The organism is Microvirga sp. CF3062, assembly GCF_036314045.1.
In the GTDB taxonomy this organism is placed as follows: domain Bacteria; phylum Pseudomonadota; class Alphaproteobacteria; order Rhizobiales; family Beijerinckiaceae; genus Microvirga.
This window is the reverse complement of sequence record NZ_JAYGGN010000003.1, coordinates 31,176-56,620: the sequence shown is the minus strand read 5'-3', so window position 1 is coordinate 56,620 and position 25,445 is coordinate 31,176. Positions and strand designations below refer to the sequence as shown.

Here is a 25,445-nt window from a genome sequence, read left to right as displayed (position 1 = left end):
GGATGCCCCGGACCCGAAGCCTGAAGGCCAAGGTCTCCTGACAAAACCAACCTGAAAGGACACACGATGTCGATTACGGCTGAGCGCAAGAACGCGCTTGTAAAGGAATTCGCCCAGAAGGCTGGCGATACCGGCTCCCCCGAGGTGCAGGTGGCCATTCTGACCGAGCGGATCAACAACCTGACCGGTCACTTCAAGAGCCACAACAAGGACAACCACTCCCGTCGTGGCCTCCTGAAGATGGTGTCGTCGCGCCGTTCGCTTCTCGACTACCTGAAGAAGAAGGACGAGAGCCGCTACCGCACGCTGATCGAGAAGCTCGGCATCCGCCGCTAAGCTTCGAATGAAGACTTCCGTCCGGAGCCCGGCTCCGGACGGCTTCTACACCGGTTAAGACCACGAGGTCCCGGTGTCCTCTGAGGAGGCGGTTGACGCGATGACCATGGCAGGATCGCAAGGGACTTGATTAAGAGCGGCCAGCGCCGTTCCCGGAGTCCCTTGCCGTCTTGCTCATGGCATCGAGCCCCCCGCTCCTGCTGTCATGAAAGACGCCAAACATGTTCGATACACAACGCGAAGAACTGATCTGGGCCGGCCGCAAGCTCGTGCTCGAAACGGGCAAGATGGCCCGCCAGGCCGACGGCGCCGTCGTCGCCACCTACGGTGAGACCACCGTTCTCGCCACCGTCGTCTCGGCCAAGGAGCCGAAGCCCGGTTTCGATTTCTTCCCGCTCACGGTGAACTACCAGGAGCGCACCTATGCCGCCGGTCGTATTCCGGGCGGCTACTTCAAGCGCGAAGGCCGTCCGACCGAGAAGGAGACCCTGGTCTCCCGCCTCATCGACCGCCCGATCCGCCCCCTCTTCGTCGAGGGCTACAAGAACGACACGCAGGTTGTCGTGACCGTGCTCTCGCACGACCTTGAGAACGATCCCGACATCGTGGGCCTCGTTGCCGCCTCTGCGGCCCTGACCCTCTCCGGCGTTCCCTTCATGGGTCCCGTGGGTGCTGCCCGCGTCGGCTATATCGGCGGCCAGTACAAGCTGAACCCGCCGCTGCAGGAGATGGACCAGACCTCGCTTGACCTCGTGGTCGCAGGCACCGCCGACGCCGTGCTCATGGTCGAGTCCGAGGCCAAGGAACTGCCCGAGGACGTGATGCTCGGCGCCGTGATGTTCGGCCACAAGCACTTCCAGCCGGTGATCGAGGCCATCATCCGCCTCGCCGAGAAGGCTGCCAAGGAGCCGCGCGACTACCAGCCCGCCGATACGTCTGAGGTCGAGAAGGCCGTTCTCGCCATTGCCGAGACCGACCTGCGCGAAGCCTACAAGATCACCAAGAAGCAGGACCGCTACGCTGCCGTCGACGCCGTGAAGGCGAAGGTGATGGCCGAGCTGCTTCCCGCCGACGGCGAGCCCAAGTTCGAGCCCGAGAAGGTCAAGGCTGCCTTCAAGGAAGTGCAGGCCAAGGTCGTGCGCTGGAACATCCTCGACACCGGCTCGCGCATCGACGGCCGCGATCTCAAGACCGTTCGCCAGATCGTCTCCGAAGTCGGCGTTCTGCCGCGCACCCACGGCTCGGCCGTGTTCACCCGCGGCGAGACGCAGGCCCTCGTGGTTGCGACGCTCGGCACCGGCGAGGACGAGCAGTTCATCGACCAGCTTGAAGGCACCCGCAAGGAGACCTTCCTGCTGCACTACAACTTCCCGCCCTATTCCGTCGGTGAGACGGGCCGCATGGGCTCGCCCGGCCGCCGCGAAATCGGCCACGGCAAGCTCGCCTGGCGCGCCATCCACCCGATGCTGCCGGCGGCTCACGACTTCCCCTACACGATCCGCGTCGTGTCGGAGATCACCGAGTCGAACGGCTCCTCGTCAATGGCCTCCGTCTGCGGCGCCTCGCTCGCCCTGATGGATGCGGGCGTGCCGCTGCGCCGTCCGGTGGCGGGCATCGCCATGGGCCTCATCCTCGAGGGTGAGCGCTTCGCGGTCCTGTCCGACATCCTCGGCGACGAGGATCACCTCGGCGACATGGACTTCAAGGTGGCCGGCACGGAGCAGGGCATCACCTCGCTCCAGATGGACATCAAGATCGCCGGCATCACGGAAGAGATCATGCGCGTGGCGCTGGACCAGGCTCAGGCCGGCCGCACGCACATCCTCGCCGAGATGAACAAGGCGCTCACTGCCCCGCGCGCCGAGCTCGGCGAACATGCCCCGCGCATCGAGACCATGCAGATCCCGGTCGACAAGATCCGCGAAGTCATCGGTTCGGGCGGCAAGGTCATCCGCGAGATCGTGGAGAAGACCGGCGCGAAGATCGATATCAACGACGACGGCCTGATCAAGATCGCGTCCGCCGACGGCAAGTCGATCAAGGCTGCCTATAACTGGATCCGCTCCATCGTGGCCGAGCCCGAGATCAACGTGATCTACGAGGGCACGGTCGTGAAGGTGATGGAGTTCGGCGCCTTCGTGAACTTCTTCGGTTCCCGCGACGGCCTCGTCCACATCTCGGAGCTGGCCAAGAACCGCGTCGGCAAGGTCACGGACGTGGTCAAGGAAGGCGACAAGGTGAAGGTGAAGTTCCTCGGCATGGACGAGCGCGGCAAGGTCCGTCTCTCCATGAAGGTGGTCAACCAGGAGACCGGCGAGGACATCACCGAGCAGCTCAAGGCCGAGCGCGACGCCGAGCGCGCCCAGCAGAAGGCTGCTGGGGAGTAATTGCATTAAGCCTGACTAAGAACAGAAAAGGCGCGGCTTCGGCCGCGCCTTTTTCTTTGCCTCGGCCCCCGCAGGCGACCCTCTTATGACGAACTCATCAAGCTCCCGACCTCCGGAATGATCCAGCTCCCTAACGGCGCTGCGCGGCCGCGGATGGAGACGATCTGGTGGTTGCGATTGGAGAGGTCGAGGCCGGCGCGGGTGGCGAGGTCTTCGGAGATCACCAATTCCACGTCGAGCTCCTTGGCGAGACCCTCCAGGCGGCTCGCCGCATTGATGGTGTCGCCCACGGCCGTGAGGCTCGTCGCCTGGCCGTAGCCCATCTGGCCGACGATGGCCGGGCCCGCATGAAGGCTCATGGCGATGCGTAAGGGATGCTCGAACTCGCTGGCATAATCCTCGTTGAGGCGGGCGAGCCCCGCCTTGATCCTGAGCGCCGCGTCGAGCGCCTGACGGGCCCCCTCTTGCGGGGTCGTGCGCAGGCCGAAGAGGGCCAGGACCCCGTCGCCGATGAACTTGTCGATATAGCCGCCCGCATCCTCAACGGCCTCGCCCACCACCTCGAAATAACGGTTGAGGATGAACACCGTGTCGAAGGGCAGGCGCGTCTCGGTGAGGCCCGTGAAGCCGCGCAGGTCGCAGAACAGCACCGCCACCTCCCGCTCCTGCCCCTGGGCTCGGCCGGCATGCACCAGAGCCGTCACGCCGTTGCGGCCCGTGGACAGGATCGGCACCACGGTGACGTGATGCGTCGGCCGGAACTGGCAGGCGAGCCTCACATTGGGCCCGGCCTTGATGCGCGCGAGCGTGCCGCGCTCCTGGGCGGCAGGCGGCGGCTGGTTCTCCAGGCCGTCGATCACCCGCACCCGGCACGTGGAGCAGCGACCCCGGCCGCCGCAGACGGAGATGTGCGGGATCCCGGCCGTGCGGCTGGCCTCCAGCACGCTGAAACCATGCGGAACGGTGGCGACCTGATCGTTGGGATAGCGGATCTGGACCCGCCGTGACCACAGATTGGCGCTGCGAATGATGCGGCCGGCGATCGTTGCCGCCAGAAGCCCGCCGAAAAAGGCATAGAGGCCGGGGCTGATCAGGGGCAGGAGGTCGGACTCGGGCGGCGCCGGGATGGGAAACCGCTCCGGCGCTTCCGCAATCTCCCGACCGGCTCCTGCAAAGCCGAGCAGGGCCAGAATGGGGATGAGAATGGCCCCCGTGTAGAGCAGCAGCGCCCAAGCGGGAAACCAGGGCTTCGGGCGCAGCCAGAAATAGATCCCGAGGCATCCATGCAGCCACGCGATGACCAGAACCGCCGCCTGACGGACGCCGAAATCAGGATTCAGCAGCCAGAGATTGCGGACCACCTCCGGGTAGCCCGAATCCTGTCCCGTCACGGCCCATTCGACCCGGGTCCCCATCACATGCCCGATCAGGAGGAATGGCAGGCTCAGGCCCAAGGCCAGCTGCGACGCCTCGCGGACGGGCATGCGCAGGGTCCGGCGGCGGTAGAGCGCCTGTAGGGCAAGCAGGAAGTGCAGGAGAAGGGAGCCGTAGAGGAGGATTGTCCCAATAGGATTGCGCCACAGGCGGTTGAACCAAGCGCGCCCGGCCTCCATCGCCTCGATGGAGACGAGCCCCAGGGCATGGTTGCTGAAATGGGTGAGGAGGAAGGCCGCGAGCACGAGGCCCGAGGCGAGGCGGATCTCCCGCCAGGGAAGTTGGGGCCTGGGCAATGCTCCCTCGGCTGCAGATCTTGTCTCGGTTTGCTTCATGGGCGGATGACCGGTCCCGATCCTGCATCAGTGGCTTGCCTGGCCTATGCAGGTGCAGCCGCACGCGCCAATGTCAAATCACAGTCGCTGGACCGGGGCGGCGAACCGTATATTCCTGGCGCCGCACAGGCAGAACCCGAATCATGTCCCACACCATCACCAGCCTCTCCGAACTCGAAGCCCTCTACGGCGAGGTCAACAAGGCCTCGCTCCTGAAAGAGGCCGACCGCATCGTGCCGGAATACCGCGCCTTGATCGAGGCCTCGCCCTTCGCGGCGCTCGCCACACGCGGGCCGGAGGGTCTCGACTGCTCGCCGCGCGGGGATGGGCCAGGCTTCGTGCGGGTCCTGGACGACAAGACCCTGCTCCTGCCCGACCGGCGCGGCAACAACCGGATCGATTCGCTTAAAAACATCGTGCGCGACCCGAGCGTCGCCCTGCTCTTCCTGATCCCCGGCATCGGCGAGACCTTAAGGGTGAACGGGCGCGCAGTGATTTCCGTCGAGACGGACTTGCTGGAGAGCTTTTCCGTCGACGGCAAGGAGCCGAAATCGGTGGTGGTGATCACTATCGAGACGGTGTTCTTCCAATGCGCCCGGGCGATCCTGCGTTCGGAGCTGTGGAACCCGGCCCGCCACGTGCCGCGGGAGAGCCTGCCGAGCGCAGGCCAGATGCTGGCGGCGCTCACCAACAACGAGGCGGGCGGCGAGGCCTATGACAAAGCTCTGCCCGAGCGGCAACGCACCACGCTCTATTGATGACTTGACCTAAAACCCCCTGCCCCCGAAAAGGCTCTTTCGTTTTTCACCAGTGAAGCTCAAGGACAATCCATGACGATCCAGCGCATCAAGCCCGGCCCGCGTATGAGCGGCGCCGTCGTTCACGGCAACACCGTCTATCTCGCAGGCCAGGTGGCCAACCAGAGTGCCGGCCAGAGCGTCACCGAGCAGACCAAGGAAATCCTGTCCATCATCGACAGCCTGCTGGCTGAGGCCGGCACCGACAAGTCGAAGATCCTGATGGCCAATATCTGGATCACCGACATGGGCACGTTCCAGGAGATGAATGCCGTGTGGGATGCCTGGGTGTCTCCCGGCAATACGCCTGCCCGCGCGACCGTCGAGGCGAAGCTCGCAACCCCCGCCTTCAAGGTCGAGATCGCCGTCATCGCGGCGAAGTAAGTTCGGCGAACAAAAAAGAAGCGGGCCTTTCGGTCCGCTTCTCATATATCCGCTACGCCGCGCTTACGGGCAGGGATGGCGCATGCCATCGTAGCCGAGATAGGTGCCCGAACCCGGATCGTAGGACTTGAACCGCTGGGCGCAGTACGCCGCGTTGCCGCCATAGACCGGAGCGGCCTGAGCCTGCGACTGAGCGATCGCACCGCCGATGATGGCACCGGTGGCCAGACCGATGGCGCCCGCGGCTGCAGCCGAGCCGTAGTCGCGGCGATAGTAGCCGCGGTCACCGTAATAGCGACGATCCCCATAATAGCGGCGTTCCCCGTAGCGCGGACCGCCACGATAGACACGGCGCTCCACCACACGGGGGCTGCCGCGATAGACGCGGCGTTCCCCATACTGTGAGTAGTCGCTGTTCACGTTGCCGTTCTGAATGGCGGCGACGAGTTCGTTGACAGGCGCGGTCTGCGTCTCGGCGGCAGACGCCGGGGCAAGGCCGACGGCGCCGAGAGCGGCCGTGGCAGCCACAGCCATGAAGAATTTACGCATGGGATTACTCCTCCAATGTCGGAAGGCGAACGCAGGAAAGCCGATGTCGTTCCGTTTCCGGGGAATTACGGGTTATCTCTCGCGGGAACGTGAGGAATGACGATCGTCGGATAGAGCTTCGGATCTGACCGATGAAGCCCGCCTTCCCTCGACCCTCCCCTGCCCGACCGGGCAGAGGTCCAGCACGGCACAGCGGTGACAGGCCGGATTCGTGAAGAAGCAGCAGCGCTGGCCGTGCAGCATCATGACCTCGTGGTTGTCGTAGATGGCTTGCGCATCCCAATCCTCCGGCAACAGAGCAGCAAGCGCCGCATGGGACGGCCCGACCGCAGTCGAGAGCGGGATAAGACCCGTCCGCTGGGCAACGCGATGATGGTGGCTGTCCACGGGAAGGGCTGCCTTGCGCAGCACCGAGAAGGAGAGCACCGCCGCACTCGTCTTCGGGCCAATGCCCGGAATGCTCTCAAGCCAGGCCCGCGCCTCCTCGACCGGCATGCTTTCAAGAAAATCGAGCGACAGGCTGCCGTGCCGCTCCTCGATGGCGTGCAGCACCGCCTGCAGGCGCGGCGCCTTCTGCTCCGGCCATGTCACGCCCTGGATCGCCTGCTCGACCTCGTCCGTGGGCGCGTTCATCATCGCGCGCCAATCGGCATAGCGCGCGCGCAGCGCCTTGAAGGCGCGTCCCGAATCCGCATTGCGGGTGCGGTGGGACAGGAGCGAGGAGATCAGCTCGCTTATCGGATCGAGGGAATGAAAGTAAGGGATCGGACAGCCATAGACCGCGCACAGACGCTCATGGATGACGAGCGCCTTCGCTTTGAGATCCTGCAGGTCCGGATTCATCCCGAGGCAAGTCGCGAATCGGCGGCGTGGTTCCACGCACTTTGTCATCACCGGCCTTGTGCCGGTGATCTCGACCAGTGAGGCGCAGCGCTTCTCATAATCGAGATGGCCGGGACAAGCCCGGCCATGACACAGGAGAGTGTCATTCCTGGCTGGAGAGGTGGATCCCCTTCTCTCGCCTTCAGCTCGCCAGGGATGACAATGTCGCGTTACAAAATAAACCGGCTCAGATCCGTGTTCTTCGCCAGCTCCTCCACCTCGCCGCGCACGTAAGCGGAATCGATTTTCACCGTCTCGCCGGAGCGGTCGGGCGCGGTGAACGACACGTCGTCGAGCACGCGTTCCAGCACTGTCTGCAGGCGGCGCGCGCCGATGTTCTCGACGGTGTTGTTCACCTCGACGGCCACTTCAGCCAGCGCATCGATGGCATCGTCCGTGAAGACGAGGTCGACGCCTTCCGTCTTCATCAGCGCGATAGATTGCTTGATGAGGCTCGCTTCAGTCTCCGTGAGAATGCGGCGGAAATCCTCGACGGTGAGCGGCGAGAGTTCCACGCGGATCGGCAGGCGGCCCTGCAATTCCGGCAGGAGGTCGGACGGCTTCGACACGTGGAAGGCGCCGGACGCGATGAACAGGATGTGGTCCGTCTTCACTGATCCGTATTTCGTCGACACGGTGGTGCCCTCGATCAGCGGTAAGAGATCACGCTGCACGCCCTCGCGCGACACGTCCGCACCGGTGCGGCCCTCGCGGCCGGCGATCTTGTCGATCTCGTCGAGGAACACGATGCCGTTGTTCTCCACTTGGCGCAGGGCCTCCTGCACGATGGCGTCCTGGTCGAGCATCTTGTCGGCCTCTTCCATCACCAGCGGATCATATGCCTCGCGCACAGTGGTGCGGCGCGTCTTGCGCTGTCCGCCGAAGGCCTTGCCGAACATGTCGGAGAGGTTGATCGCGCCCACCGACGCGCCTGGCATGCCGGGGATCTCGAACATGGGCATCCCCTGCCCTCCGCCCGATTGCAGCTCGATCTCGATCTCCTTGTCGTCAAGCTCGTTGGCGCGCAGCTTGCGGCGGAAGGAATCGCGCGTGACGGCGCTTGCCGTGGTGCCGACAAGCGCATCGAGCACGCGTTCCTCGGCGGCGATATGGGCTTTCGCCTGCACCTGACGGCGACGCTCTTCCTTCACGAGGCCGATGCCGATCTCCATGAGGTCGCGCACGATCTGCTCCACGTCGCGGCCCACATAGCCGACCTCGGTGAACTTGGTGGCCTCGACCTTGAGGAACGGCGCGCCAGCGAGCTTGGCGAGGCGGCGCGAGATCTCGGTCTTGCCGCAGCCCGTGGGGCCGATCATCAGGATGTTTTTCGGCGCCACTTCCTCACGCAGATGGCCTTCGAGCTGCTGACGCCGCCAGCGGTTGCGCAACGCAATGGCGACCGCCCGCTTGGCGTCATTCTGGCCGACGATGTAGCGGTCGAGTTCGGAAACGATTTCGCGGGGAGAAAAGGTGGTCATCAGCTGTCCAGGGTCTCAATGACGATGTTCGCGTTCGTATAGACGCAGATCTCGGCCGCAATGCCGAGCGACCGGCGCACGATGGCCTCCGGGTCCGTCTCGTATTCGGCGAGCGCGCGTGCAGCGGCGAGCGCGTAGTTGCCGCCGGAGCCGATGGCCATGATGCCGTTTTCCGGCTCCAGCACGTCGCCGGCGCCGGACAGCAGCAGGCCGACGTCCTTGTCGGCCACCAGCATCATGGCTTCCAGGCGGCGAAGATAGCGGTCGGTGCGCCAGTCCTTGGTGAGCTCGACGCAGGCGCGGGTGAGCTGGCCGGGATATTGCTCGAGCTTGGCCTCAAGCCGCTCGAACAGGGTGAAGGCATCGGCCGTCGAGCCGGCAAAGCCGCCGATCACGCCGCCCTTGGCGAGGCGCCGGACCTTTTTCGCATTGCCCTTCACCACGGTCTGGCCGAGGCTCACCTGCCCGTCGCCGCCGATGACGGTGCGACCGCCTCTGCGGACCATGAGGATCGTGGTGGCATGCATGCGGGGGGTGGCGTCTTCGGGCAAGGCAGGGCTCCGGCAGGCGGGATAAAGGGCAACCGTTTGTATCTTCACTTAAGCATTCATGGCTCGAAAACAACGCAGGTGCGTCCCCTCTCCCGAGTGGGAGAGGGGCAGGGGTGAGGGTGTGGCGCTTCACCAGTCCAGCACCCTCACCACCGCCGCAACACGTCAGTCGCAGCACCTTATCCTGCATTGGCCCTCCCTCACCCCGACCCTCTCCCATATGGGAGAGGGAGAAGCACCGGGTGGCAATTCTCCGCGCGGCTTGCTAGAACGCCTCGTCTCTTGTTCCGCAAAGGATTTTGATGATGCGCTCCGCGAGCGTCAGCCGTCGCACCGCCGAGACCGATGTCGCCCTGTCGATAGCCCTCGATGGCACCGGCAAGGCCGAGATCTCCACGGGGGTCGGCTTCCTCGACCATATGCTCGAACTGTTTGCCCGACACGGTCACTTCGACCTGACCGTGAAGGTGACCGGCGATCTGCATGTGGACCAGCATCATACCACCGAGGACACCGGAATCGCGCTCGGACAGGCCACCCTGAAGGCGCTTGGCGATAAAAAGGGCATCACGCGCTATGCCGACATCCATCTGCCGATGGACGAGACCTTGACGCGCATCGCCCTCGACATCTCGGGCCGCCCCTTCCTGGTGTTCCGCACCACCTTCCCGACGGAGAAGATCGGCGTTTTCGACACCGAGCTGGTGCGCGAGTTCTTTCAGGCGTTTGCCATCCAAGCGGGGCTGACGCTCCACGTGGAGACGCTCTACGGCGAGAACAGCCACCATATCGCCGAGAGCTGCTTCAAGGGCCTGGCACGGGCCTTGCGTCAGGCCGTGGCACTGGACCCAAGGGAAGAGGGCCGCGTTCCCTCCACCAAGGGTACGCTCTAGATCCATCAAGAGACGCCCTGTTCGGCAACCCGAGGTTCACCTCACCGGACAGGGCCCTGAGGAAACGTCGCCATGACCACCTATACCCTGCACCTCCCGCGCGATGCGCGGCCGGGTGATCCGAGCGCTTTGGATGAATCCGAGCTCGTGAAGGATGCCTTCTCCTGGGGCGCCTTCTTCTTCACCTTCCTGTGGTTCTTCGTCCATCGCCTGTGGCTCGCCGGCCTCGCCGTGCTGCTGATCGTCCTCGCCTTCGGCGGCCTCATGGCCGTGCTGGACGTGCATCCCCTCGCGGGCTCCATCGCCCAGCTCCTGCTGCAGAGCCTGATCGGCCTGGAAGCCAACAGCCTGCGCCGCTGGACCCTGACCCGTCACGGCCGCCCGGCCGTCGATGCGGTGACGGCCGCCGACCAGGACGAGGCGGAGACCAAGGCCTTCGCCCGCTGGCTCGACGCCAAGGCGGCCCCTCTGCCCCGCAGCCCGGCCCCGTCGCCCATCCTGTCCACCCCAAGGCGGTCCGAGCCGGTGATCGGCCTCTTTCCCGATGCGGAGCGTCCCCGGTGAGCGTCGTCATCATCGATTACGGGTCCGGCAACCTGCACTCTGCCGCCAAGGCGTTCGAGCGGGCGGCGCGCGAGGCGGAGCTCGACTTGGCCATCACGGTCTCGTCCGACCCGAGCGTTGTCGCCAAGGCCGACCGGATCGTGCTGCCGGGCGTTGGCGCCTTCGCCGATTGCCGCCGCGGCCTCGATTCCGTGCCCGGCATGGTGGAGGTGCTGCAGCGCCGCGTGCATGAGGACAAGCGCTCGTTCTTCGGCATCTGCGTCGGCATGCAGCTCATGGCCACGCGAGGTCTTGAGCATACGACCAGCTATGGCCTTGATTGGATCAAGGGCGACGTGAAGGCGATCACGCCAAGCGACCCGAACTTGAAGATCCCCCACATGGGCTGGAACACGCTTCAGCAGGTCAAACCGCATCCGCTCCTCGACGGCATTCCCACCGGGCCTGACGGGCTGCACGCCTATTTCGTGCATTCCTATGCGCTCTCGCCGACCAACCCGGCCGACGTGGTCGCCACTACCGATTACGGCGGGCCGGTGACGGCCATCGTCGGGCGCGACAACCTCGTCGGCGCGCAATTCCATCCCGAAAAGAGCCAAGCGCTCGGCCTCAAGCTCATCGCCAATTTCTTAAGGTGGCGCCCATGATCCTCTATCCTGCCATCGACCTCAAAGAGGGATTGTGCGTCCGCCTGATCCAGGGCGACATGGACCAGGCGACCGTGTTCAACGACGACCCCGCTGATCAGGCCGCCACCTTCGAGGCCCAGGGCTTCGAATGGCTGCACGTGGTCGATCTCGACGGGGCCTTCGCCGGCAAGCCGATGAACGCGGCGGCCGTCGAAGACATCCTCAAGCGCATAAACATTCCGGTGCAGCTCGGCGGCGGCATCCGCGACATGAAGACCGTGGAGGGCTGGCTCACCAAGGGCGTGTCCCGGGTGATCATCGGCACGGCCGCCGTGCGCGACCCAGACTTCGTGCGCGAGGCTGCCCGCCTCCATCCGGGCAAGATCGCGGTGGGCATCGACGCCAAGGACGGATTGGTTGCCGTGGAGGGCTGGGCCCAGACCTCGACCCTCTCGGCCGAAGAGCTCGGCCGGAGATTCGAGGATGCGGGGGTTGCCGCCATCATCTACACGGATATCGCCCGCGACGGCATTCTCAAAGGTCTCAACTTCCCGATGACCTTGGGACTCGCCCGCGCGGTCTCGATCCCGGTCATCGCCTCCGGAGGCCTCGCCTCCATGGCCGATATCGAGCGCCTGACCCAACCCGACTGCGCCGTCCTCAACGGCGCCATCTCCGGCCGCGCCCTGTACGACGGGCGCATTGACCCGGTTGAGGCGCTGGCACTGCTGAGAAAAGTGCCGGTTTCATCCTCCCCTTGAGGGGGAGGGTCGACGTTGCGCGAGCAGCGGCGGGGTGGGGTGGAAACACCTCATTCTGCAAGTCTCGCGCATCCACCCCATCCCGGACCTTTCGGTCCGACCTCCCCCCTCAAGGGGAAGGTGATTAAGAGTGAACCATGCTGAAAGTGCGTCTCATTCCCTGCCTGGATGTAAAGGACGGGCGCGTCGTGAAGGGCGTGCAGTTCGTCGACCTCGTCGATGCCGGCGATCCGGTCGAAGCTGCCAAGGCCTACGATGCGGCCGGGGCCGACGAACTCTGCTTCCTCGACATCACCGCCAGCCACGAGGCGAGGGGGATCCTGCTCGATGTGGTGCGGCGCACGGCGGAAGCCTGCTTCATGCCGCTCACCGTGGGCGGCGGCGTGCGGACCGTCGAGGACATCCGCAACCTGCTGCTCGCCGGCGCCGACAAGGTGTCGATCAACACGGCTGCGGTGAAGAATCCGGATTTCGTGCGCGAGGCGTCGGAAAAGTTCGGCGCGCAATGCATCGTCGTCGCCATCGACGCCAAGAAGGTGTCGGGGGAGGGCGAGCCCGCGGCTTGGGAGATCTTCACCCATGGCGGGCGCAATGCCACCGGCATCGATGCCATCGCGTTCGCCAAGCAGGTGGCGGAGCTCGGGGCAGGGGAGCTGCTGGTCACTTCCATGGACCGGGACGGCACCAAGGAGGGCTACGACCTCGCGCTGGTGCGTGCCATCGCGGACGCGGTCTCCGTGCCGGTCATCGCCTCTGGCGGCGTCGGCAACCTCGACCACCTGGTCGATGGCGTCGAGAAGGGCCATGCCAGCGCGGTGCTCGCCGCCTCGATCTTCCATTTCGGCACGCATACGATTTCCGAAGCCAAGGGCTACATGGCCAAGGCAGGATTGAAGATGCGCCTCGACGAGCCCGCGCAGGGTACGGCCGCCCGAACGGCCGACATGGCCCTGTCGTAGCTGCCGTAGGAGATTGAGCAATGACGATTTCCGGCGATGAGGATCTGATCAGGCTCCAAGAAATTGGCAGGATCGTCGCCAATGCGCTTGAAGCCATGGCGGCGGCGCTCGAGCCGGGGATGACCACGGCGGAGCTCGACATGATCGGCCGCCAGTTTCTCGAGAATGCCGGCGCCCGGCCCGGCCCGGAGCTTGTCTACGATTTTCCCGGCGCCACCTGCATCAGCGTGAACGAGGAGATCGCCCACGGCATTCCCGGCTCCCGGCGGATCGAGGCGGGCGATCTCGTCAACATCGACATTTCGGCGGAAAAGAACGGCGTGTTTGCCGACACCGGAGCGTCCTTCGCGGTTCCTCCCGTGACGAACGCGGTCAAACGCCTGTGCCGGGACGGCAAGCGCGCCATGTGGGTGGGCCTGCGCCAGGTCGGCGCCAACAAGCCTCTGGCCGGCATCGGCGAGGCCATCGGCAGCTTCGCGCAGAAGAACGGCTATACCCTGGTGCGGAATCTTGCGAGCCATGGCATCGGCCATTCCCTGCACGAGGAGCCGAAGGAAATTTCGACCTGGCCGGACCGCTCGGAGCGCCGGATCATGAACGAGGGCCTGGTCTTCACCGTCGAGCCGTTCCTGTCCCTGGGGTCGGAATGGGCCGAGGACGGCGACGATCCGTGGACCCTGTTCAGCGAGCCGCGCGCCCTGACCGTCCAGTACGAACACACCGTCGTTGCCACCCGCAGCGGCCCCCTTGTCGTGACCCTGCCCGGATGATGCGGCTATGACCTCTTTCACCCTCCAAGACCTCGCCCGCATCGTGGCCGAACGCGCCGCAGCACCGGAAGCCGAGTCCTATACGGCCAAGCTGATCGGCGGCGGCCCGGCCAAGGCGGCCAAGAAGCTCGGCGAGGAGGCGGTGGAAGCCGTCATTGCGGCCGTGCAGGGGGACCGCGAAAACCTCACGGCGGAAGCGGCCGACGTGCTGTATCATCTTTTGGTCGTGTTGCAGGGCGCCGATATTCCTCTAAGTGACGTCATGGCCGAACTGGAGCGCCGCACGGCGCAGTCGGGGCTTGCGGAGAAGGCCGCGCGCAAGCCCTAAAACGAGAGGTGGTTCGCATGGACCAGCCCAACGTGATCTCCGCCGTTGAGAGCGATGACGGGCTGTCGCCCTACCGGGTCTTCTCCCGCGACGAGTGGGCGAAGCTGCGCGCCGATGCACCGATGACGCTCACCGCCGACGAGGTGATGCAGCTCCAATCCCTCAACGATCCGATCTCGATCGACGAGGTGGCGGCGATCTACCTGCCGCTCTCGCGCCTGCTCTCCCTCTACGTCGCGGCGACGCAAGGGCTGTTCAAGGCGACCCAGCGCTTCCTGCTCGCCGAGAAGGACGCCAAGGTGCCCTACATCATCGGCGTGGCAGGCTCGGTGGCAGTGGGCAAGTCCACCACGGCCCGCGTGCTCAAGGCGCTCCTCGCCCGCTGGCCCAACACCCCGAAGGTGGATCTCGTTACCACGGACGGCTTTCTCCTGCCCAACGCGGAGCTGACGCGGCTCGGGCTCATGGAGCGCAAAGGTTTTCCGGAGAGCTACGACACCGGCAAGCTCCTGCACTTCCTGGCTGACATCAAGGCCGGCAAGCGCAACGTGAAGGCGCCGCTCTATTCCCACCTCGTCTATGACGTGGTGCCCGGCGAGGAGACGAATGTCGACCGGCCGGACATCCTCATCGTCGAGGGGCTGAACGTGCTCCAGCCGGCGCGTATGCCCAAGGACGGCACCGCCATTCCCTTCGTGTCCGATTTCTTCGACTTCTCGGTCTATATCGATGCCGACGAGGCCGACCTGCACCGCTGGTACGTGAACCGTTTCTTACGCCTGCGCCATACCGCCTTCCGCGATCCGCTCTCCTACTTCCGCCGCTATGCGGAACTGCCGGAGGCCGAAGCGATCGATATCGCAGAGGGCCTGTGGAACCGCATCAACCTGCTGAACCTGCAGGAGAACATCATACCGACCCGCCAGCGCGCGAGCCTGATCCTCAAGAAGGGCGCGAGTCATCGGATCGAGACGGTGGCGCTGCGACGGTTGTGATCCCGCCGTGAAGCACTTTGCCAAAGGTCTGTTCCTCCTCAACGTCCTGGCGCTGGCTGTCACGGCTTTGGCCGTCTGGGTTCTCGACCGGCGCTCTGCCGTCGAGATGTTCGATATCGCCACCTATGTGGGATTGGGCATGGGAGCGCTCGGAGGCCTCATGTTCTTCGGCTCGGCGCCCGGCGTGAGCGCGTCGACAGGGATGGCGGCCAGTGCGGCCGATCAACCGAGCCGAATCATGGATGCGCTTTGGGGAGACCGGACCTCAAGTGCATCGACGGGAGCCATGTTGGTCTGCGGCGGTGTCAGCTGGATTGCGATCGCGTGGCTGCTGACCGGGCTGTTAAGCGCTGGCAGCTGAAGCCAACCATTTCCCAATCTTGAGCGCTGAGCCTCTGCATGATCGGACGATGCATGGATCACGCAGCCAGTCGAAGACAAGCTCGCGCGCAGTGCCGAACAGGCCAAGGAAGCGGTATCAAAAATCCCGCTGGACCCGCAGACGCATCTCGAGAGCATCGGCTGATCCGATCAGCCATCCGGTTGCTGGATCGTTGTCGGCAAAGACGCGTCCGCGCGGATCCAGCCTGCGATAGAGACCCTCGATTCCGATATAGAAACCGCTCACCGGCAGCCAGGACAGGTTCGTGCCGACCCGCCAGTCGGTGGTATCGACGAAGCCGAGGGCACCACCCGCAGGTGTCAGGACCGTTCCATTATCTGCGTAGTCGATCACACCATAGGACCCGAAAACGGCTTGGCGGATCTGTGGTGTCCAGTAATGCAGGAAGAGGGCGGTTGCCATCCACCCGCGCCCAAGCTGGGCATTGCCGAGCACATCCACATACACATCGGTCTGATTGAGAGAAATATCCGTGACGGATGTGTTCGCGAATCCGAGATAGCTGAGCGCACCGCGTGAATACCCGGCCTGCAGCCACAACTGATCGCCTTCGGCGAAGGTCGGCAGCTTGATCTGAACGCCGCCCTGGATGGCGAAGCCGTAATCGGTGCTCACGTAGGCGCTCGCTGCGGGCCCTGCCACCAGATTGTCGCTTCGGATCTGCCGGATGGCTCCCGACAACTGCGCCTTGCCCCAATCCTGCTCGACGAGAAGCTGTCCGACCAGGTCGGGCACGCGTTCGCCTGCGGTCGAGAAGCCCTGCCCGGGAAAATCCGGACCGTTGGGCCCGTTGTAGAACTGGCGCTCGATGCCATCCTCCAGCGCGAGGCTGGCGGAAAAGCCCGCACCCCATTCCACTGTGTAGGCGAGGACCTGCGTCGAGAAATCTGAAACGAGCAGGGAGCCGAAGTTGTAGTCGTTGGTGTAAAAGTCGAAATACGACTGCGTGCGCCCGGCCGTCAGGCCTGCGAAACGAACGAAGGCCCGGTCGAGCTCCGCCGTATCCTCTCCGTAAATGCCCGTGTTGCGGGTCAGCTCGTACCGCAGGAAGGCGCGAAGGTCGCCATGTTCGGTCCTATTGCGAGCATCGATGTCGATCCGCCCCCGCGCCCGCGTCCCGAAGGCATCGTCCTCCCGCGATCCGGGTTCCAGATAGCGCATCTCGGCACGCACGCGGCCGGCGATCCGCAGGCAGGTCTCGGTTCCCGGAATGACGAAAAACCCTGTTCCATAACTTGAGCAGATCCGAACATAGCCGATTGCTGCGGCCTCACGAGCCGGCAGATCCGCCGCTCCGGCATTCGGGCAGCATAGGCCCATGGCGAGAGCGCTGCCGATCACCACCGACTGAAGCCCCGATCCGCAGACATGCCTCACGATCATGCCCTCCGTGAAAGAACGAGAGTACCGGGCCTCCCCTTGCGGAACAACCGACCTCAGGCCGACCTTTTCATAACCTTGGGCGTTGTGCCTCCAGATGGATGGAGGATGCATGACCACGCAGCCGGTCGACGAGAAGCTCAAGCGCAGCGCCGAGCATGCGCAGGAAGCGGCCGAGCAGACCCAAGAGGCCGCGGAGAACACGCAGGAAGCGGCGGAGCACACGCAAGTTGCCGCCAAGACAACCGCCACAGCGACCGTTCAGTTGAAGGACAGCGCCGACCGGCGCACGGAACTGGCCGCTAACCGCACAGTCTTTGCCGCCGAGCGCACATATGCGGCCTGGGTGCGCACGGGACTCGCAGCGCTCGCCTCCGGCATCGGCGCAAAAAAGCTGCTGGAAGGCGTTGTGCCGGACTGGATGATCATTTCCACCGGCTCGGTCCTGATCTTCTTCAGCGCCTTCTGCTTCGCGGCCGCCGTCTGGCGTCAGCTCTTCCAGGGTGCCCAGGTGCCCGAGCCCGACGTGCCGCGCATCCCGCCGTTCCTGTTCGTGGCCTTCAACGGCTTCCTGGCGCTCGTCTCGCTCGCGGCCCTGTTCAGCCTATGGTTTGGGTAGACGGGTGGGGATTGAGCGGCAACGCTTTCCTCCAGTGTCATCCCCGCGAACGCGGGGATCCATAACCACTAGCGATGCAGAAGAAGGCTCAACGCTGATCGCTCTGTCTTGAGACGTCGTGTTTATGGATTCCGGGCTCGGCTTTATCAGCCGCCCCGGAATGACAGTGAATGTCAGCTCAACAACCCCTGCTGCTGTGCCAGTTCCTTGAGGCTGGTCTGCGGCCGGGCGCCGAGATGGCTGATGATCTCGGCAGCGGCAAGGCCTCCGAGGCGGGCGCAGTCGGTGAGATCCAGGTTCTTCACGAGGCCGGCGAGGAAGCCGGAGGCGAAGAGATCGCCCGCGCCGGTGGTGTCGACCACGCGCTCCACGGGGAAAGCCGGCACGGCCCTGGTCTCGCCGCGGCTCACGATCAGCGCACCGTCCGCCGAGCGGGTGATGGCGCCGAGCACGTTTTCCTCGCGCAGCGCCGCGAGCGCGGTGTCGGCGTCCGACGTGCCGTAGAGGCTCTGCAGCTCGTGGATGTTGGCGAACAGGATGTCGAGGCTGCCGTCGCGCATGAGGCCGAGAAATTCATCGCGGTAGCGGTCGACGCAGAAGGCGTCGGAGAGCGTCAGCGCCACCTTGTTGCCGGCCTCATGGGCGATTTTCACGGCCTTGCGGAAAGCTTCTTTCGCGGCCGGCGGATCCCACAGGTAGCCTTCGAGATAGACGATGGATGAGGCGCGCACCGTGTCCGGGTTCACGTCATCCGGGGTGAGGTTCTGGCAGGCGCCAAGATAGGTGTTCATGGTGCGCTCGCCATCCGGCGTCACCAGGATGAAGCTGCGGGCGGTGGCAGGACCCTCTTGCGCCGGCGTCACGTCGTAATGCACGTCGATGGCCTTGAGATCGTGGGCGAAGAGTTTGCCCGTCTCGTCGTTCTTCACCTTGCCGATGAAGCCGGCCTTGACGCCGAAGGACGCCACGCCCGCGGCCGTGTTGGCGCCGGAGCCCCCCGACACGATGATGGCCGGGCCCATGTCTCCGTAGAGCTCTTCCGCCCGCGCCTCGTCGATGAGCTGCATGGCGCCCTTGTGGACCTTCTTCTGGAGAAGGAACGCCTCGTCCGTATGGGCGAGCACGTCAACGATGGCGTTGCCGAGGGTGAGAACGTCGATACGGGTCTGGGACATGAGCCACCGGGTTTGGGATAGGACGGGGCGCTTTCGCATCCAGGGCAGGGGAGGTCAAGCTCCTAGCGTATCGTGCGGAAAAGTGGGTCCGGTTTTCCGCGACCAACGATGCGCCACCATTAAGCGTAAGCATCGATCCCAAAAGTGCATTCCACTTTTGGGATCGATGCTCTAGCGAGGTGAGACCGGTGCCTGGGCATCGCTCGGAACCGCACAACCGGTCCCGCGCTCCCTCTCCTGTGCCTCGTCGAGCAGCGCAATCATCCGGTCGAGTTCGTCCGGGGTCAGGCCGCGGATCTCCCGCGCCAGACGGTTGGCCAGCAATGTGGCCTTGGGATCGGTATTGGCCGTGTCGATCTTCACCCGCGGATCGGAAACATCGGCAAGCCGCGTGAGTTCGTCGGCCTCGTCCCAGATGATGTGGAAGTACTGCAGCACGCCCTGGATGAGCGTCCAGGTCGGCTTGCCGCGTTCGCCGCGCTCAAGCGCCGAGAGATAGGCGCTCGAGACGCCGAGATGCGCCGCCATGTCCTTCAACATGCGCCCGCGTTCCTGGCGTAGCTGCCGCACCCGTTCACCGAAGGGAGTCATCGTCCTATCCCCCACTCCGCCGCCGGCGGAGCCTGACATAGAGTGCACCGGATCCGCCGTGCTGGGGAGAGGCCTCCTCGAAGCCGATCACCAGGTGGCGCAGGTCGGGAAGCCTCAGCCAATGCGGCACCATGCGCCGCAGCACGCCCCTTTCATCGAACAGGCCGTTGTTGACGGCAGCTCCCCCTTTGCCGGTGATCACAAGGACGAGCGCGTGGCCGGAGCCCTGCGCGCGATGCAGGAAGCTGAGCAAGGCGAAATGCGCCTCCTCCTGGCGCATCCCGTGCAGGTCGATGACGCTGTCCACATCCTTGCGGCCGCGGCGCAGGGCCTGGAGCGTCTTGCGCTCCACCGGAGCCATCGGGGGCAGGGCAGGTTTCGAGGGCGGAAGAGGGGGCAGGGCCGGCGGGAGCTTCGCCGCCACCGGGGCAGGGGCCGTGGCGGGCTTGTCCTCGGATTCCGGCTCCGGCGGCAGGGCCTTGCCCTGCATGGGCTTCACGTGCCGGGCCACATGGGACCAGAGCCGCTTCTCCTCGGGGCTGAGCTGGCGGGTGCGGCTCTTGCGGGTCATGAACGGGGTTTGGGCTGCAGGACCACGAAGCGCACGGGATGGCGCAGGAGCCCGGCGCGGCGACCCGCCTCCTCGCCGCTGCCGAAGAAGAAGTCGCCCCTGGCCGGCCCGACGATGGCCGAGCCCGTATCCTGGGCGATCATGAGGCGCCGAAGCGGCTCCGCCTTGTCGAGAGTCAGGGGCAATTGCCCGTCGAGCCAGACTGGCAGGCCATAGGCCCAGAGCGACCGGTCGACCGCGAGGCTGCGGCCGGGCACGAGCGGGTGGCCTGCCCCGCCGATGGGGCCGTCCTCGGGTGCCAGCTCCATGGCTTCGCGGAAGAAGATGTAGGATTGGTTCTGCCGCATCAGGGCCTTGGCCGGCTCCGGATGGTTCTTCAGCCAGCCCATGAGCTTTTCGAGCGTCATGGATTCGAGGTCCATCTCGCCCTGCTGCACCAGAACGCGGCCAATGGAGGTGTAAGGCCGCCCGTTGCGCCCGGCATAGGCCACCCGCATCACGGAGCCGTCGGTCAGGCGGATGCGGGCCGAGCCCTGCACATGGATGATGAAGGCCTCGCCCGGCTCGCTTAAATACACGATTGGTCTGGCAAGGGTGCCTAAGGCACCGTTCTCGATGGCCGCGCGGTCCGGATAGGGCTCGTAGCCGTGAGCCGCGCGCCGTGCCGCCTGGAGGCCTTTCTCGATTCCGGGCAGGGTCTCGCCCTGCGCGATGGTGACGAGGTCCTGGGGCCGATCAAGCAGGGGAACCCGGTAGGTGGCGTCCGGGGTGCGCGAGCCCTGGAACTCCGGTTCGTAATAGCCGGTGAGAAAACCCTGGCCGGCATGGGGAACAACCGCATGAGGCCTGAAATAGGTCTCGAAGAAACGCTTCGCCTCGGCCTTGCCGGTGTCGGGCGTCTTCAGCGCCTCGCGGCACACCGCGAGAAGATTTGCCTGAGGCGATTGCGCCGGCCGCAGCTCAGTAGACGCGGCCTCAAGCGCCCGGCAGGAGCGCAGGAAAGCCCGGAAGGCAGCGGCGTGATCGTCCGTCTCCCAGCCTGCGAGATCGTGGAAGGCGAGGGGCTCCAGGCGCGCAAGGTCCTTCAGGGCCGATCCGGCCGCGGCATCGGACATGCTCAGTGTCCAGGCAAAAAGGCAGGCGAAAAAGACCCGCCCGACATCTCTCATTGCCCCGCTTCGGTCGCCACGAGGAGCCAGTTGGGGTCGCGGCTGCCGAGCGTCCGGGCGAAGGTCCACACGTCGGTGACATCGGCCACGGTCTCAAGGCTGCCATCCACCACGGCACCGGACGTATCGCGGGTGGCGGTGATCAGCTTGGACAGAAAGCGCACCACGATCTGGGCCGACTTGCCCTGAAGCTCGGCCCCGGCCATCTCGGCCTTGTCGATGGACACGAAGGTGGTCTCCACCGTCTCACCCCGGCCCTCGCGCTCGGTGATCGCCCGCTCGAAGCCCTCGTAGACTTCCTTAGAGAGAAGATCCTTCAAGGTGGCGCGGTCACCTTGGGCGAAAGCCGTGACGATCATTTCGTAGGCGGACTTGGCCCCCTCAAGAAATTCGGCGGCGTCGAAATTCGACTCAAGGCGGACAATGCCGTCCAAAGCCTGGGCCGTGGGCGTACCGGGCTCGGCGATGCCCTTCCAGCGCTCGGCTGGCGGAACCTCGGCGGCAGGACGCGGACCGGTGGCTCCTGGAAGGCGCACCACATTGTGATCGGGCTCGGCCGGTGCATTGCCCGGGCGCAAGGGGGCATCCCGGCGTGACATGGGATCGAAGGGCGGCTGTTCGCTTCCGGTCTTCTGCCCCAGGACGGAGCGGAGGCGCCAGATCACGAATACGGCGAGAACAATGAAAATGAGGGTCGTGATGTCGAAGGAATCCTGCATCGTCGATCCGTTGTAAGCCTGCCCGCGCCCGGTTGTCGCCGGGCGTTGTGTCGAGGAGGTGAAGGTGTCATCCTTCGCATATGGGGTCTTGAGGTCGTAACATCCACCTGTGCCCCCGACAAGCGAATGAGTTGGCTCAAAATCTTGCTTCCCGCATGAGAAGCATGGTAGCGCGAAGATCCATGGCCCGCCGCCGCAGACGCTCCGCTTGACGAGGCGTTCCGCCCGGGCTCGACGAGACACCCCCTAGGGAGCATGAAACCATGGCCGAGAATGCGGCAAACAACGCAGCGCCTTCGCTGAACGCCCTTGCGCAATACTGCAAGGACTTCTCCTTCGAGAACCCCAACGCCCCCCGCTCCCTGCAGCAGCAGACGGAAGGCCCGCAGATCAACCTGCAGGTCAACGTGAACGCCAAGCAGCTTGCCGAGGCGGATTTCGAGATCGACCTTACCCTCGAGGGCGATGCCAAGATCGGCGGCAAGGACGTGCTGTTCGCCTTCGAGCTCACCTATTCGGGCGTGTTCCGCATCCAGAACATTCCCCAGGATCAGCTGCATCCGGTGGTGATGATCGAGTGCCCGCGCCTGCTGTTCCCCTTCGCTCGCCAGATTGTGGCCGATGCGGTGCGCAACGGCGGCTTCCCGCCCCTCTACATCGACCCGATCGATTTCGTGGCTCTCTACCGCCAGCGCGCCGCCGAGGTGCAGGGGCAGCCGGACGGCGCTCAGACGCTGTCGTAAGCCGACGAGCGGATATCGGTTTTTTCAGATCGGGCGAGGCAAGAGCTTCGCCCGATTTCTTTTGGGAATCAGCGCGGACCGATTTATAGCTCGGCCGTTAAGTCATACCTTGGCAAGACAATGGTCGACGAATCCCGCTCCTTCACCTCGCAGTTAAGCGACGGCTCGCGTTCGTTCGAGGTTCTGGTCCTCGAAGCGGCGCAGCCATCCCGCATGGCCTTGTTTGCCGCCGGACGGGTTGGAAATCCCCAGCGTCATTTTCCACTGCTGCATGCCCTTGCCCGGCAGGGCTGCACGGTCGTAGCGCCGCATTTCGAGCCATTGGCCTCTCCCGTGCCGCGAGAGGATGAGCTGCTGTCGCGGGCGCGCAGCCTTGAATCGGCTGTCTGTTCATTCGCGCGTGAGGGCCTTCCAATCGCTGGAATTGGCCATTCGATCGGCGCCACGATGTTGCTCGTGATGGCGGGAGGCCACGCTCAGATGCTTGGCGGGCAAAGGGTGTCCGTAGTGCCCAAAATAAATTTCGACCGCTTGGTGCTTTTCACCCCGGCCGCGGATTTCTTCAGAGCGCCGGGTGCCCTGGCGTCTGTCGATGCACCGATCCTCCTATGGGCCGGAGAAAAGGATACGGTGACACCTCCGGCGCAAGCAGCATTCCTGAAAGAAGCGCTAGAGCCGGGATCGCCGGTCGAAATTCGCCTGGTGGCAGAGGCCGGCCATTTCACCTTCATGCACGAACTGCCGCCCCACATTTCGGACCCGCACCCTGACCGGAATGGGTTTCTGACGTCTTTCACCGATGACGTCTGCCGCTTCGTGATGAACTGACGACCGGGCGCTTGGATGCTCAGGAAGCTTCCGGCTTCGTCTCGCCGAGATACTCGCGCCAGATCGCGTCCGGCCCGATAGACTGGATGAAGGCCTCGTGGGCGGCGCGCTCGGCCTCCGTCAGGCGTGAGATCAGGGTGCGTGGCTGGGCATTGCGGGCGGCGCGTTCCGCCGCCGCGGCACTCCGGCGGGCCGACGGCTGCAGCGACAGGTCGAAGCCCACCTGCCGGCCGCCGATCAACTCGATATAGACCTCGGCCAGGATCTCGGCGTCGAGGAGCGCTCCGTGCTTGGTGCGCCGGGAATTGTCGATCCCGTAGCGGGTGCAGAGCGCATCGAGGTTGTTGGCCGCACCCGGATGCTTGCGCCGGGCCATGGCCAGCGTATCGACCGCGTCGGCCAGGTTGAATTGCGTGTGTCCGGTGCGGGCGAATTCCGCGTTGAGGAAGCCGACGTCGAAGGCAGCATTATGGATGACGAGCCGGGCATCGGCGATGAATTCAACGAACTCGTCCGCAATGGCGGCAAAAACCGGCTTGTCGGCCAGGAACTCGTCGGAGAGCCCATGCACCGCGAAGGCACCGGGCGAGACCGGGCATTCCGGGTTGATGTAGACGTGATAGCTCTTGCCCGTCGGGATGTGGTTGAGCATCTCGACGCAGCCGATTTCGATCACCCGGTCGCCCTTGGCCGGGCTGGTGCCGGTGGTTTCGGTATCGAGAACGATTTCACGCAACATCACAAAAACTCTTCATCAAAAACGGTGACGCCGTCCGGGACGACCGGCGAGGCAGGCGAGAATGGAGCGCACCTGCGCCTCGGCGGAGGCAAAGCCGCGGCTGGTGTCGACGAGAAAATGAGCCCAGGCACGCTTGTCCGCATCCGGCATCTGCTTGGCCAGGATGGCAGAAAATTTCTCCGCCGTCATGCCGGGCCGGGCGAGCACGCGCTCGTGCTGAACATGAGACGGCGCCGTGACGACCAGTGTGGCGTCGCAGCGCGTCTCGCCTCCCGTCTCGAACAGCAGGGGAATGTCCAGCACGGCCATGGGCGCAAGAGCCGAAACGCGAGCGAGAAAATTCTCCTCTTCCTCTCGCACCAGGGGATGCACGATGGCTTCGAGCTGCTTCATTCGTGCCGGATCGTTCAGAACGGCTGCTCCGAGCTTGGCACGATCGACGGCACCGTCCGCCACGGTGCCGGGAAACGCCTTCCCGATCAGCGGCGCGGCGCGGCCGCGATAGAGCCGGTGCACGGCGGCATCTGCATCGTGGACCGGCACCCCGAGCTTGCGAAAAAGCTCGGCCGTGGCCGACTTACCCATGCCGATGGAGCCGGTGAGGCCGAGCACGAAGGTCATCGGGCGGCCTCAAGATCGGCGAGAATCAGCGCCCGCAGTTCAGGCGTGACCTCGGGCGTAGCGCCGAACCAGCGCCGGAAGCCGGGGACCGCCTGGTGCAGCAGCATGCCAAGACCGTCGACCGTTCGTAAGTTCTGTGCGGCAGCGGCAGCCAGGAGAGGGGTTTCCAGGGGCACATAGACGATGTCCGCCACCACGGCATTCCGGGGCGCGTGGGAGAGGTCGATGGCGAGCGGCGGCTGGCCCGCCATGCCCAGCGACGTGGTGTTGACGATGAGCTGGGCATGGGGGATCACCCGCACGAGCGCCTCCCATGCAGCGTTCTCTAAGGCAACAAAACCGCCCGGCCTGAGATCGCGGACCAAGTCTTCAGCCTTCGACCCCGTGCGGTTCGCCACGAAGATGCGTTTGAGGGGGCGGTCCTGAAGGCCCGCCACCACGGCTCGGGCGGCACCGCCGGCGCCGAGCACGAGGGCGGTTTCCACATCTTGCTCCCAGCCTTTCCCCAGGGTGGCATCGAGATTGTCGATGAACCCGAGCGCATCCGTGTTGTCGCCCCAAAGCACGCCGTCCTCGACCCAGAGGGTGTTGACCGCGCCGACGCGCTGGGCCCGCTCAGTCCTACGGGAAACGTCGAGGAAGGCCGCCTCCTTGTGGGGTAGGGTGACGTTGCCGCCGGCAAAGCCGCGCTCATGGAAGCCGCTCAAGAATTCCCCGAAATCCACAGGCGCCACATCGATCCGCTCATAGGAGCCGTCGAGGCCATAGGCTTTCAGCCAGTGACCATGGATCAGCGGCGAGCGCGAATGCTTGATCGGATGGCCGACAACGAAGGCCTTCGCCATGAATTCT

The 25,445-nt window shown here is 64.9% G+C and carries 30 protein-coding genes; 16 read left to right on the top strand and 14 right to left on the bottom strand.

What is annotated here, in order from left to right; all coding sequences use genetic code 11:
- Positions 1–66 precede the first annotated feature (66 nt).
- On the top strand, positions 67–336 hold the full coding sequence (gene rpsO, locus VB618_RS06430) for a 30S ribosomal protein S15 (protein ID WP_036349523.1): 270 nt from the start codon (positions 67–69) through the stop codon (positions 334–336).
- 221 nt (positions 337–557) lie between these two features.
- Positions 558–2,723, top strand: coding sequence for a polyribonucleotide nucleotidyltransferase (gene pnp / locus VB618_RS06425; RefSeq protein ID WP_329795766.1), 2,166 nt, complete (start codon positions 558–560; stop codon positions 2,721–2,723).
- An 83-nt stretch (positions 2,724–2,806) separates the two neighbouring features.
- On the opposite strand, the gene VB618_RS06420 is transcribed toward pnp, so the two are convergent.
- Positions 2,807–4,453: an adenylate/guanylate cyclase domain-containing protein gene (locus VB618_RS06420; protein ID WP_329795765.1), complete on the bottom strand. Its 1,647-nt coding sequence runs from the start codon at positions 4,451–4,453 to the stop codon at positions 2,807–2,809.
- Between the two features lie 182 nt (positions 4,454–4,635).
- Between VB618_RS06420 and VB618_RS06415 the strand changes: the two genes are divergently transcribed.
- Both VB618_RS06415 and VB618_RS06410 read left to right on the top strand, forming a co-directional pair.
- A complete protein-coding gene (locus VB618_RS06415; protein ID WP_329795764.1) occupies positions 4,636–5,250 on the top strand; it encodes a pyridoxamine 5'-phosphate oxidase family protein in 615 nt (204 codons plus the stop codon).
- 72 nt (positions 5,251–5,322) lie between these two features.
- The gene (locus VB618_RS06410) at positions 5,323–5,673 is read left to right on the top strand and encodes a RidA family protein (RefSeq protein ID WP_329795763.1); all 351 of its coding nucleotides are present in this window, start codon (positions 5,323–5,325) and stop codon (positions 5,671–5,673) included.
- Between the two features lie 63 nt (positions 5,674–5,736).
- On the opposite strand, the gene VB618_RS06405 is transcribed toward VB618_RS06410, so the two are convergent.
- The 4 genes from VB618_RS06405 to hslV all read right to left on the bottom strand — a co-directional run bounded on the left by VB618_RS06405 (position 5,737) and on the right by hslV (position 9,112).
- The gene (locus VB618_RS06405; protein ID WP_329795762.1) at positions 5,737–6,222 is read right to left on the bottom strand and encodes a BA14K family protein; all 486 of its coding nucleotides are present in this window, start codon (positions 6,220–6,222) and stop codon (positions 5,737–5,739) included.
- Positions 6,223–6,294: 72 nt separating this feature from the next.
- Positions 6,295–7,065: an endonuclease III domain-containing protein gene (locus VB618_RS06400; RefSeq protein WP_329795761.1), complete on the bottom strand. Its 771-nt coding sequence runs from the start codon at positions 7,063–7,065 to the stop codon at positions 6,295–6,297.
- A 209-nt stretch (positions 7,066–7,274) separates the two neighbouring features.
- Entirely contained in the window at positions 7,275–8,585 is a 1,311-nt protein-coding gene (gene hslU / locus VB618_RS06395) for an ATP-dependent protease ATPase subunit HslU (RefSeq protein ID WP_329795760.1), read from the bottom strand.
- Positions 8,585–9,112 carry an ATP-dependent protease subunit HslV gene (hslV, locus tag VB618_RS06390; protein WP_329796145.1) on the bottom strand — a complete coding sequence of 176 codons (528 nt, stop codon included), beginning with the start codon at positions 9,110–9,112 and terminating at the stop codon, positions 8,585–8,587. The genes hslU and hslV overlap by 1 nt, the downstream gene beginning before the upstream one ends.
- Positions 9,113–9,441: 329 nt before the next feature.
- Between hslV and hisB the strand changes: the two genes are divergently transcribed.
- From hisB to VB618_RS06345, 9 genes are all read left to right on the top strand, one after another.
- A complete protein-coding gene (gene hisB / locus VB618_RS06385) occupies positions 9,442–10,029 on the top strand; it encodes an imidazoleglycerol-phosphate dehydratase HisB (RefSeq protein WP_329796144.1) in 588 nt (195 codons plus the stop codon).
- 72 nt (positions 10,030–10,101) lie between these two features.
- Complete coding sequence (locus VB618_RS06380) at positions 10,102–10,593, top strand: DUF2628 domain-containing protein (protein WP_329795759.1); 492 nt, start codon at positions 10,102–10,104, stop codon at positions 10,591–10,593.
- Complete coding sequence (gene hisH / locus VB618_RS06375; RefSeq protein WP_329795758.1) at positions 10,590–11,240, top strand: imidazole glycerol phosphate synthase subunit HisH; 651 nt, start codon at positions 10,590–10,592, stop codon at positions 11,238–11,240. Before VB618_RS06380 ends, hisH begins: the two co-directional genes overlap by 4 nt.
- On the top strand, positions 11,237–11,983 hold the full coding sequence (gene hisA / locus VB618_RS06370) for a 1-(5-phosphoribosyl)-5-[(5-phosphoribosylamino)methylideneamino]imidazole-4-carboxamide isomerase (protein ID WP_442931697.1): 747 nt from the start codon (positions 11,237–11,239) through the stop codon (positions 11,981–11,983). The genes hisH and hisA overlap by 4 nt, the downstream gene beginning before the upstream one ends.
- 137 nt (positions 11,984–12,120) lie before the next feature.
- Positions 12,121–12,942 carry an imidazole glycerol phosphate synthase subunit HisF gene (gene hisF, locus VB618_RS06365; RefSeq protein ID WP_329795756.1) on the top strand — a complete coding sequence of 274 codons (822 nt, stop codon included), beginning with the start codon at positions 12,121–12,123 and terminating at the stop codon, positions 12,940–12,942.
- A 20-nt stretch (positions 12,943–12,962) separates the two neighbouring features.
- Positions 12,963–13,712 carry a type I methionyl aminopeptidase gene (map, locus tag VB618_RS06360; protein WP_329795755.1) on the top strand — a complete coding sequence of 250 codons (750 nt, stop codon included), beginning with the start codon at positions 12,963–12,965 and terminating at the stop codon, positions 13,710–13,712.
- A 7-nt stretch (positions 13,713–13,719) separates the two neighbouring features.
- Positions 13,720–14,040 (top strand): phosphoribosyl-ATP diphosphatase, encoded by a 321-nt coding sequence (locus VB618_RS06355; protein WP_329795754.1) that lies wholly within the window; start codon positions 13,720–13,722, stop codon positions 14,038–14,040.
- A gap of 17 nt (positions 14,041–14,057) precedes the next feature.
- A complete protein-coding gene (gene coaA, locus VB618_RS06350; protein ID WP_329795753.1) occupies positions 14,058–15,035 on the top strand; it encodes a type I pantothenate kinase in 978 nt (325 codons plus the stop codon).
- 7 nt (positions 15,036–15,042) lie between these two features.
- The gene (locus VB618_RS06345) at positions 15,043–15,396 is read left to right on the top strand and encodes a hypothetical protein (protein WP_329795752.1); all 354 of its coding nucleotides are present in this window, start codon (positions 15,043–15,045) and stop codon (positions 15,394–15,396) included.
- Positions 15,397–15,513: 117 nt separating this feature from the next.
- Here the strand turns inward: VB618_RS06345 and VB618_RS06340 are convergent, their stop codons facing one another.
- Positions 15,514–16,821: a porin gene (locus tag VB618_RS06340; RefSeq protein ID WP_329795751.1), complete on the bottom strand. Its 1,308-nt coding sequence runs from the start codon at positions 16,819–16,821 to the stop codon at positions 15,514–15,516.
- Positions 16,822–16,930: 109 nt separating this feature from the next.
- Between VB618_RS06340 and VB618_RS06335 the strand changes: the two genes are divergently transcribed.
- Positions 16,931–17,437: a YidH family protein gene (locus VB618_RS06335; RefSeq protein ID WP_329795750.1), complete on the top strand. Its 507-nt coding sequence runs from the start codon at positions 16,931–16,933 to the stop codon at positions 17,435–17,437.
- Between the two features lie 173 nt (positions 17,438–17,610).
- On the opposite strand, the gene VB618_RS06330 is transcribed toward VB618_RS06335, so the two are convergent.
- From VB618_RS06330 to VB618_RS06310, 5 genes are all read right to left on the bottom strand, one after another.
- Positions 17,611–18,612 carry an adenosine kinase gene (locus VB618_RS06330; protein ID WP_329795749.1) on the bottom strand — a complete coding sequence of 334 codons (1,002 nt, stop codon included), beginning with the start codon at positions 18,610–18,612 and terminating at the stop codon, positions 17,611–17,613.
- 171 nt (positions 18,613–18,783) lie between these two features.
- Positions 18,784–19,203, bottom strand: coding sequence for a helix-turn-helix domain-containing protein (locus VB618_RS06325; protein ID WP_329795747.1), 420 nt, complete (start codon positions 19,201–19,203; stop codon positions 18,784–18,786).
- A 4-nt stretch (positions 19,204–19,207) separates the two neighbouring features.
- Positions 19,208–19,774, bottom strand: coding sequence for a Smr/MutS family protein (locus VB618_RS06320; protein WP_329795746.1), 567 nt, complete (start codon positions 19,772–19,774; stop codon positions 19,208–19,210).
- Positions 19,771–20,889 carry a murein transglycosylase A gene (gene mltA / locus VB618_RS06315; protein ID WP_329795745.1) on the bottom strand — a complete coding sequence of 373 codons (1,119 nt, stop codon included), beginning with the start codon at positions 20,887–20,889 and terminating at the stop codon, positions 19,771–19,773. The genes VB618_RS06320 and mltA overlap by 4 nt, the downstream gene beginning before the upstream one ends.
- 50 nt (positions 20,890–20,939) lie before the next feature.
- Positions 20,940–21,662 (bottom strand): Tim44/TimA family putative adaptor protein, encoded by a 723-nt coding sequence (locus tag VB618_RS06310; RefSeq protein WP_329795743.1) that lies wholly within the window; start codon positions 21,660–21,662, stop codon positions 20,940–20,942.
- A gap of 263 nt (positions 21,663–21,925) precedes the next feature.
- On the opposite strand from VB618_RS06310, the gene secB reads away from it, so the two are divergent.
- Together secB and VB618_RS06300 are read left to right on the top strand one after the other, a co-directional pair.
- Positions 21,926–22,405 carry a protein-export chaperone SecB gene (secB, locus tag VB618_RS06305; protein ID WP_329795742.1) on the top strand — a complete coding sequence of 160 codons (480 nt, stop codon included), beginning with the start codon at positions 21,926–21,928 and terminating at the stop codon, positions 22,403–22,405.
- Positions 22,406–22,525: 120 nt separating this feature from the next.
- Entirely contained in the window at positions 22,526–23,233 is a 708-nt protein-coding gene (locus VB618_RS06300) for an alpha/beta hydrolase (RefSeq protein WP_329795741.1), read from the top strand.
- Between the two features lie 19 nt (positions 23,234–23,252).
- Here the strand turns inward: VB618_RS06300 and dnaQ are convergent, their stop codons facing one another.
- From dnaQ to VB618_RS06285, 3 genes are read right to left on the bottom strand one after another with little or no spacing between them, the layout of a single operon-like run.
- The gene (gene dnaQ / locus VB618_RS06295) at positions 23,253–23,972 is read right to left on the bottom strand and encodes a DNA polymerase III subunit epsilon (RefSeq protein WP_329795740.1); all 720 of its coding nucleotides are present in this window, start codon (positions 23,970–23,972) and stop codon (positions 23,253–23,255) included.
- Between the two features lie 15 nt (positions 23,973–23,987).
- A complete protein-coding gene (gene coaE / locus VB618_RS06290; protein WP_329795739.1) occupies positions 23,988–24,593 on the bottom strand; it encodes a dephospho-CoA kinase in 606 nt (201 codons plus the stop codon).
- A complete protein-coding gene (locus tag VB618_RS06285) occupies positions 24,590–25,438 on the bottom strand; it encodes a shikimate dehydrogenase (protein WP_329795738.1) in 849 nt (282 codons plus the stop codon). Before VB618_RS06285 ends, coaE begins: the two co-directional genes overlap by 4 nt.
- Positions 25,439–25,445: the final 7 nt, after the last annotated feature.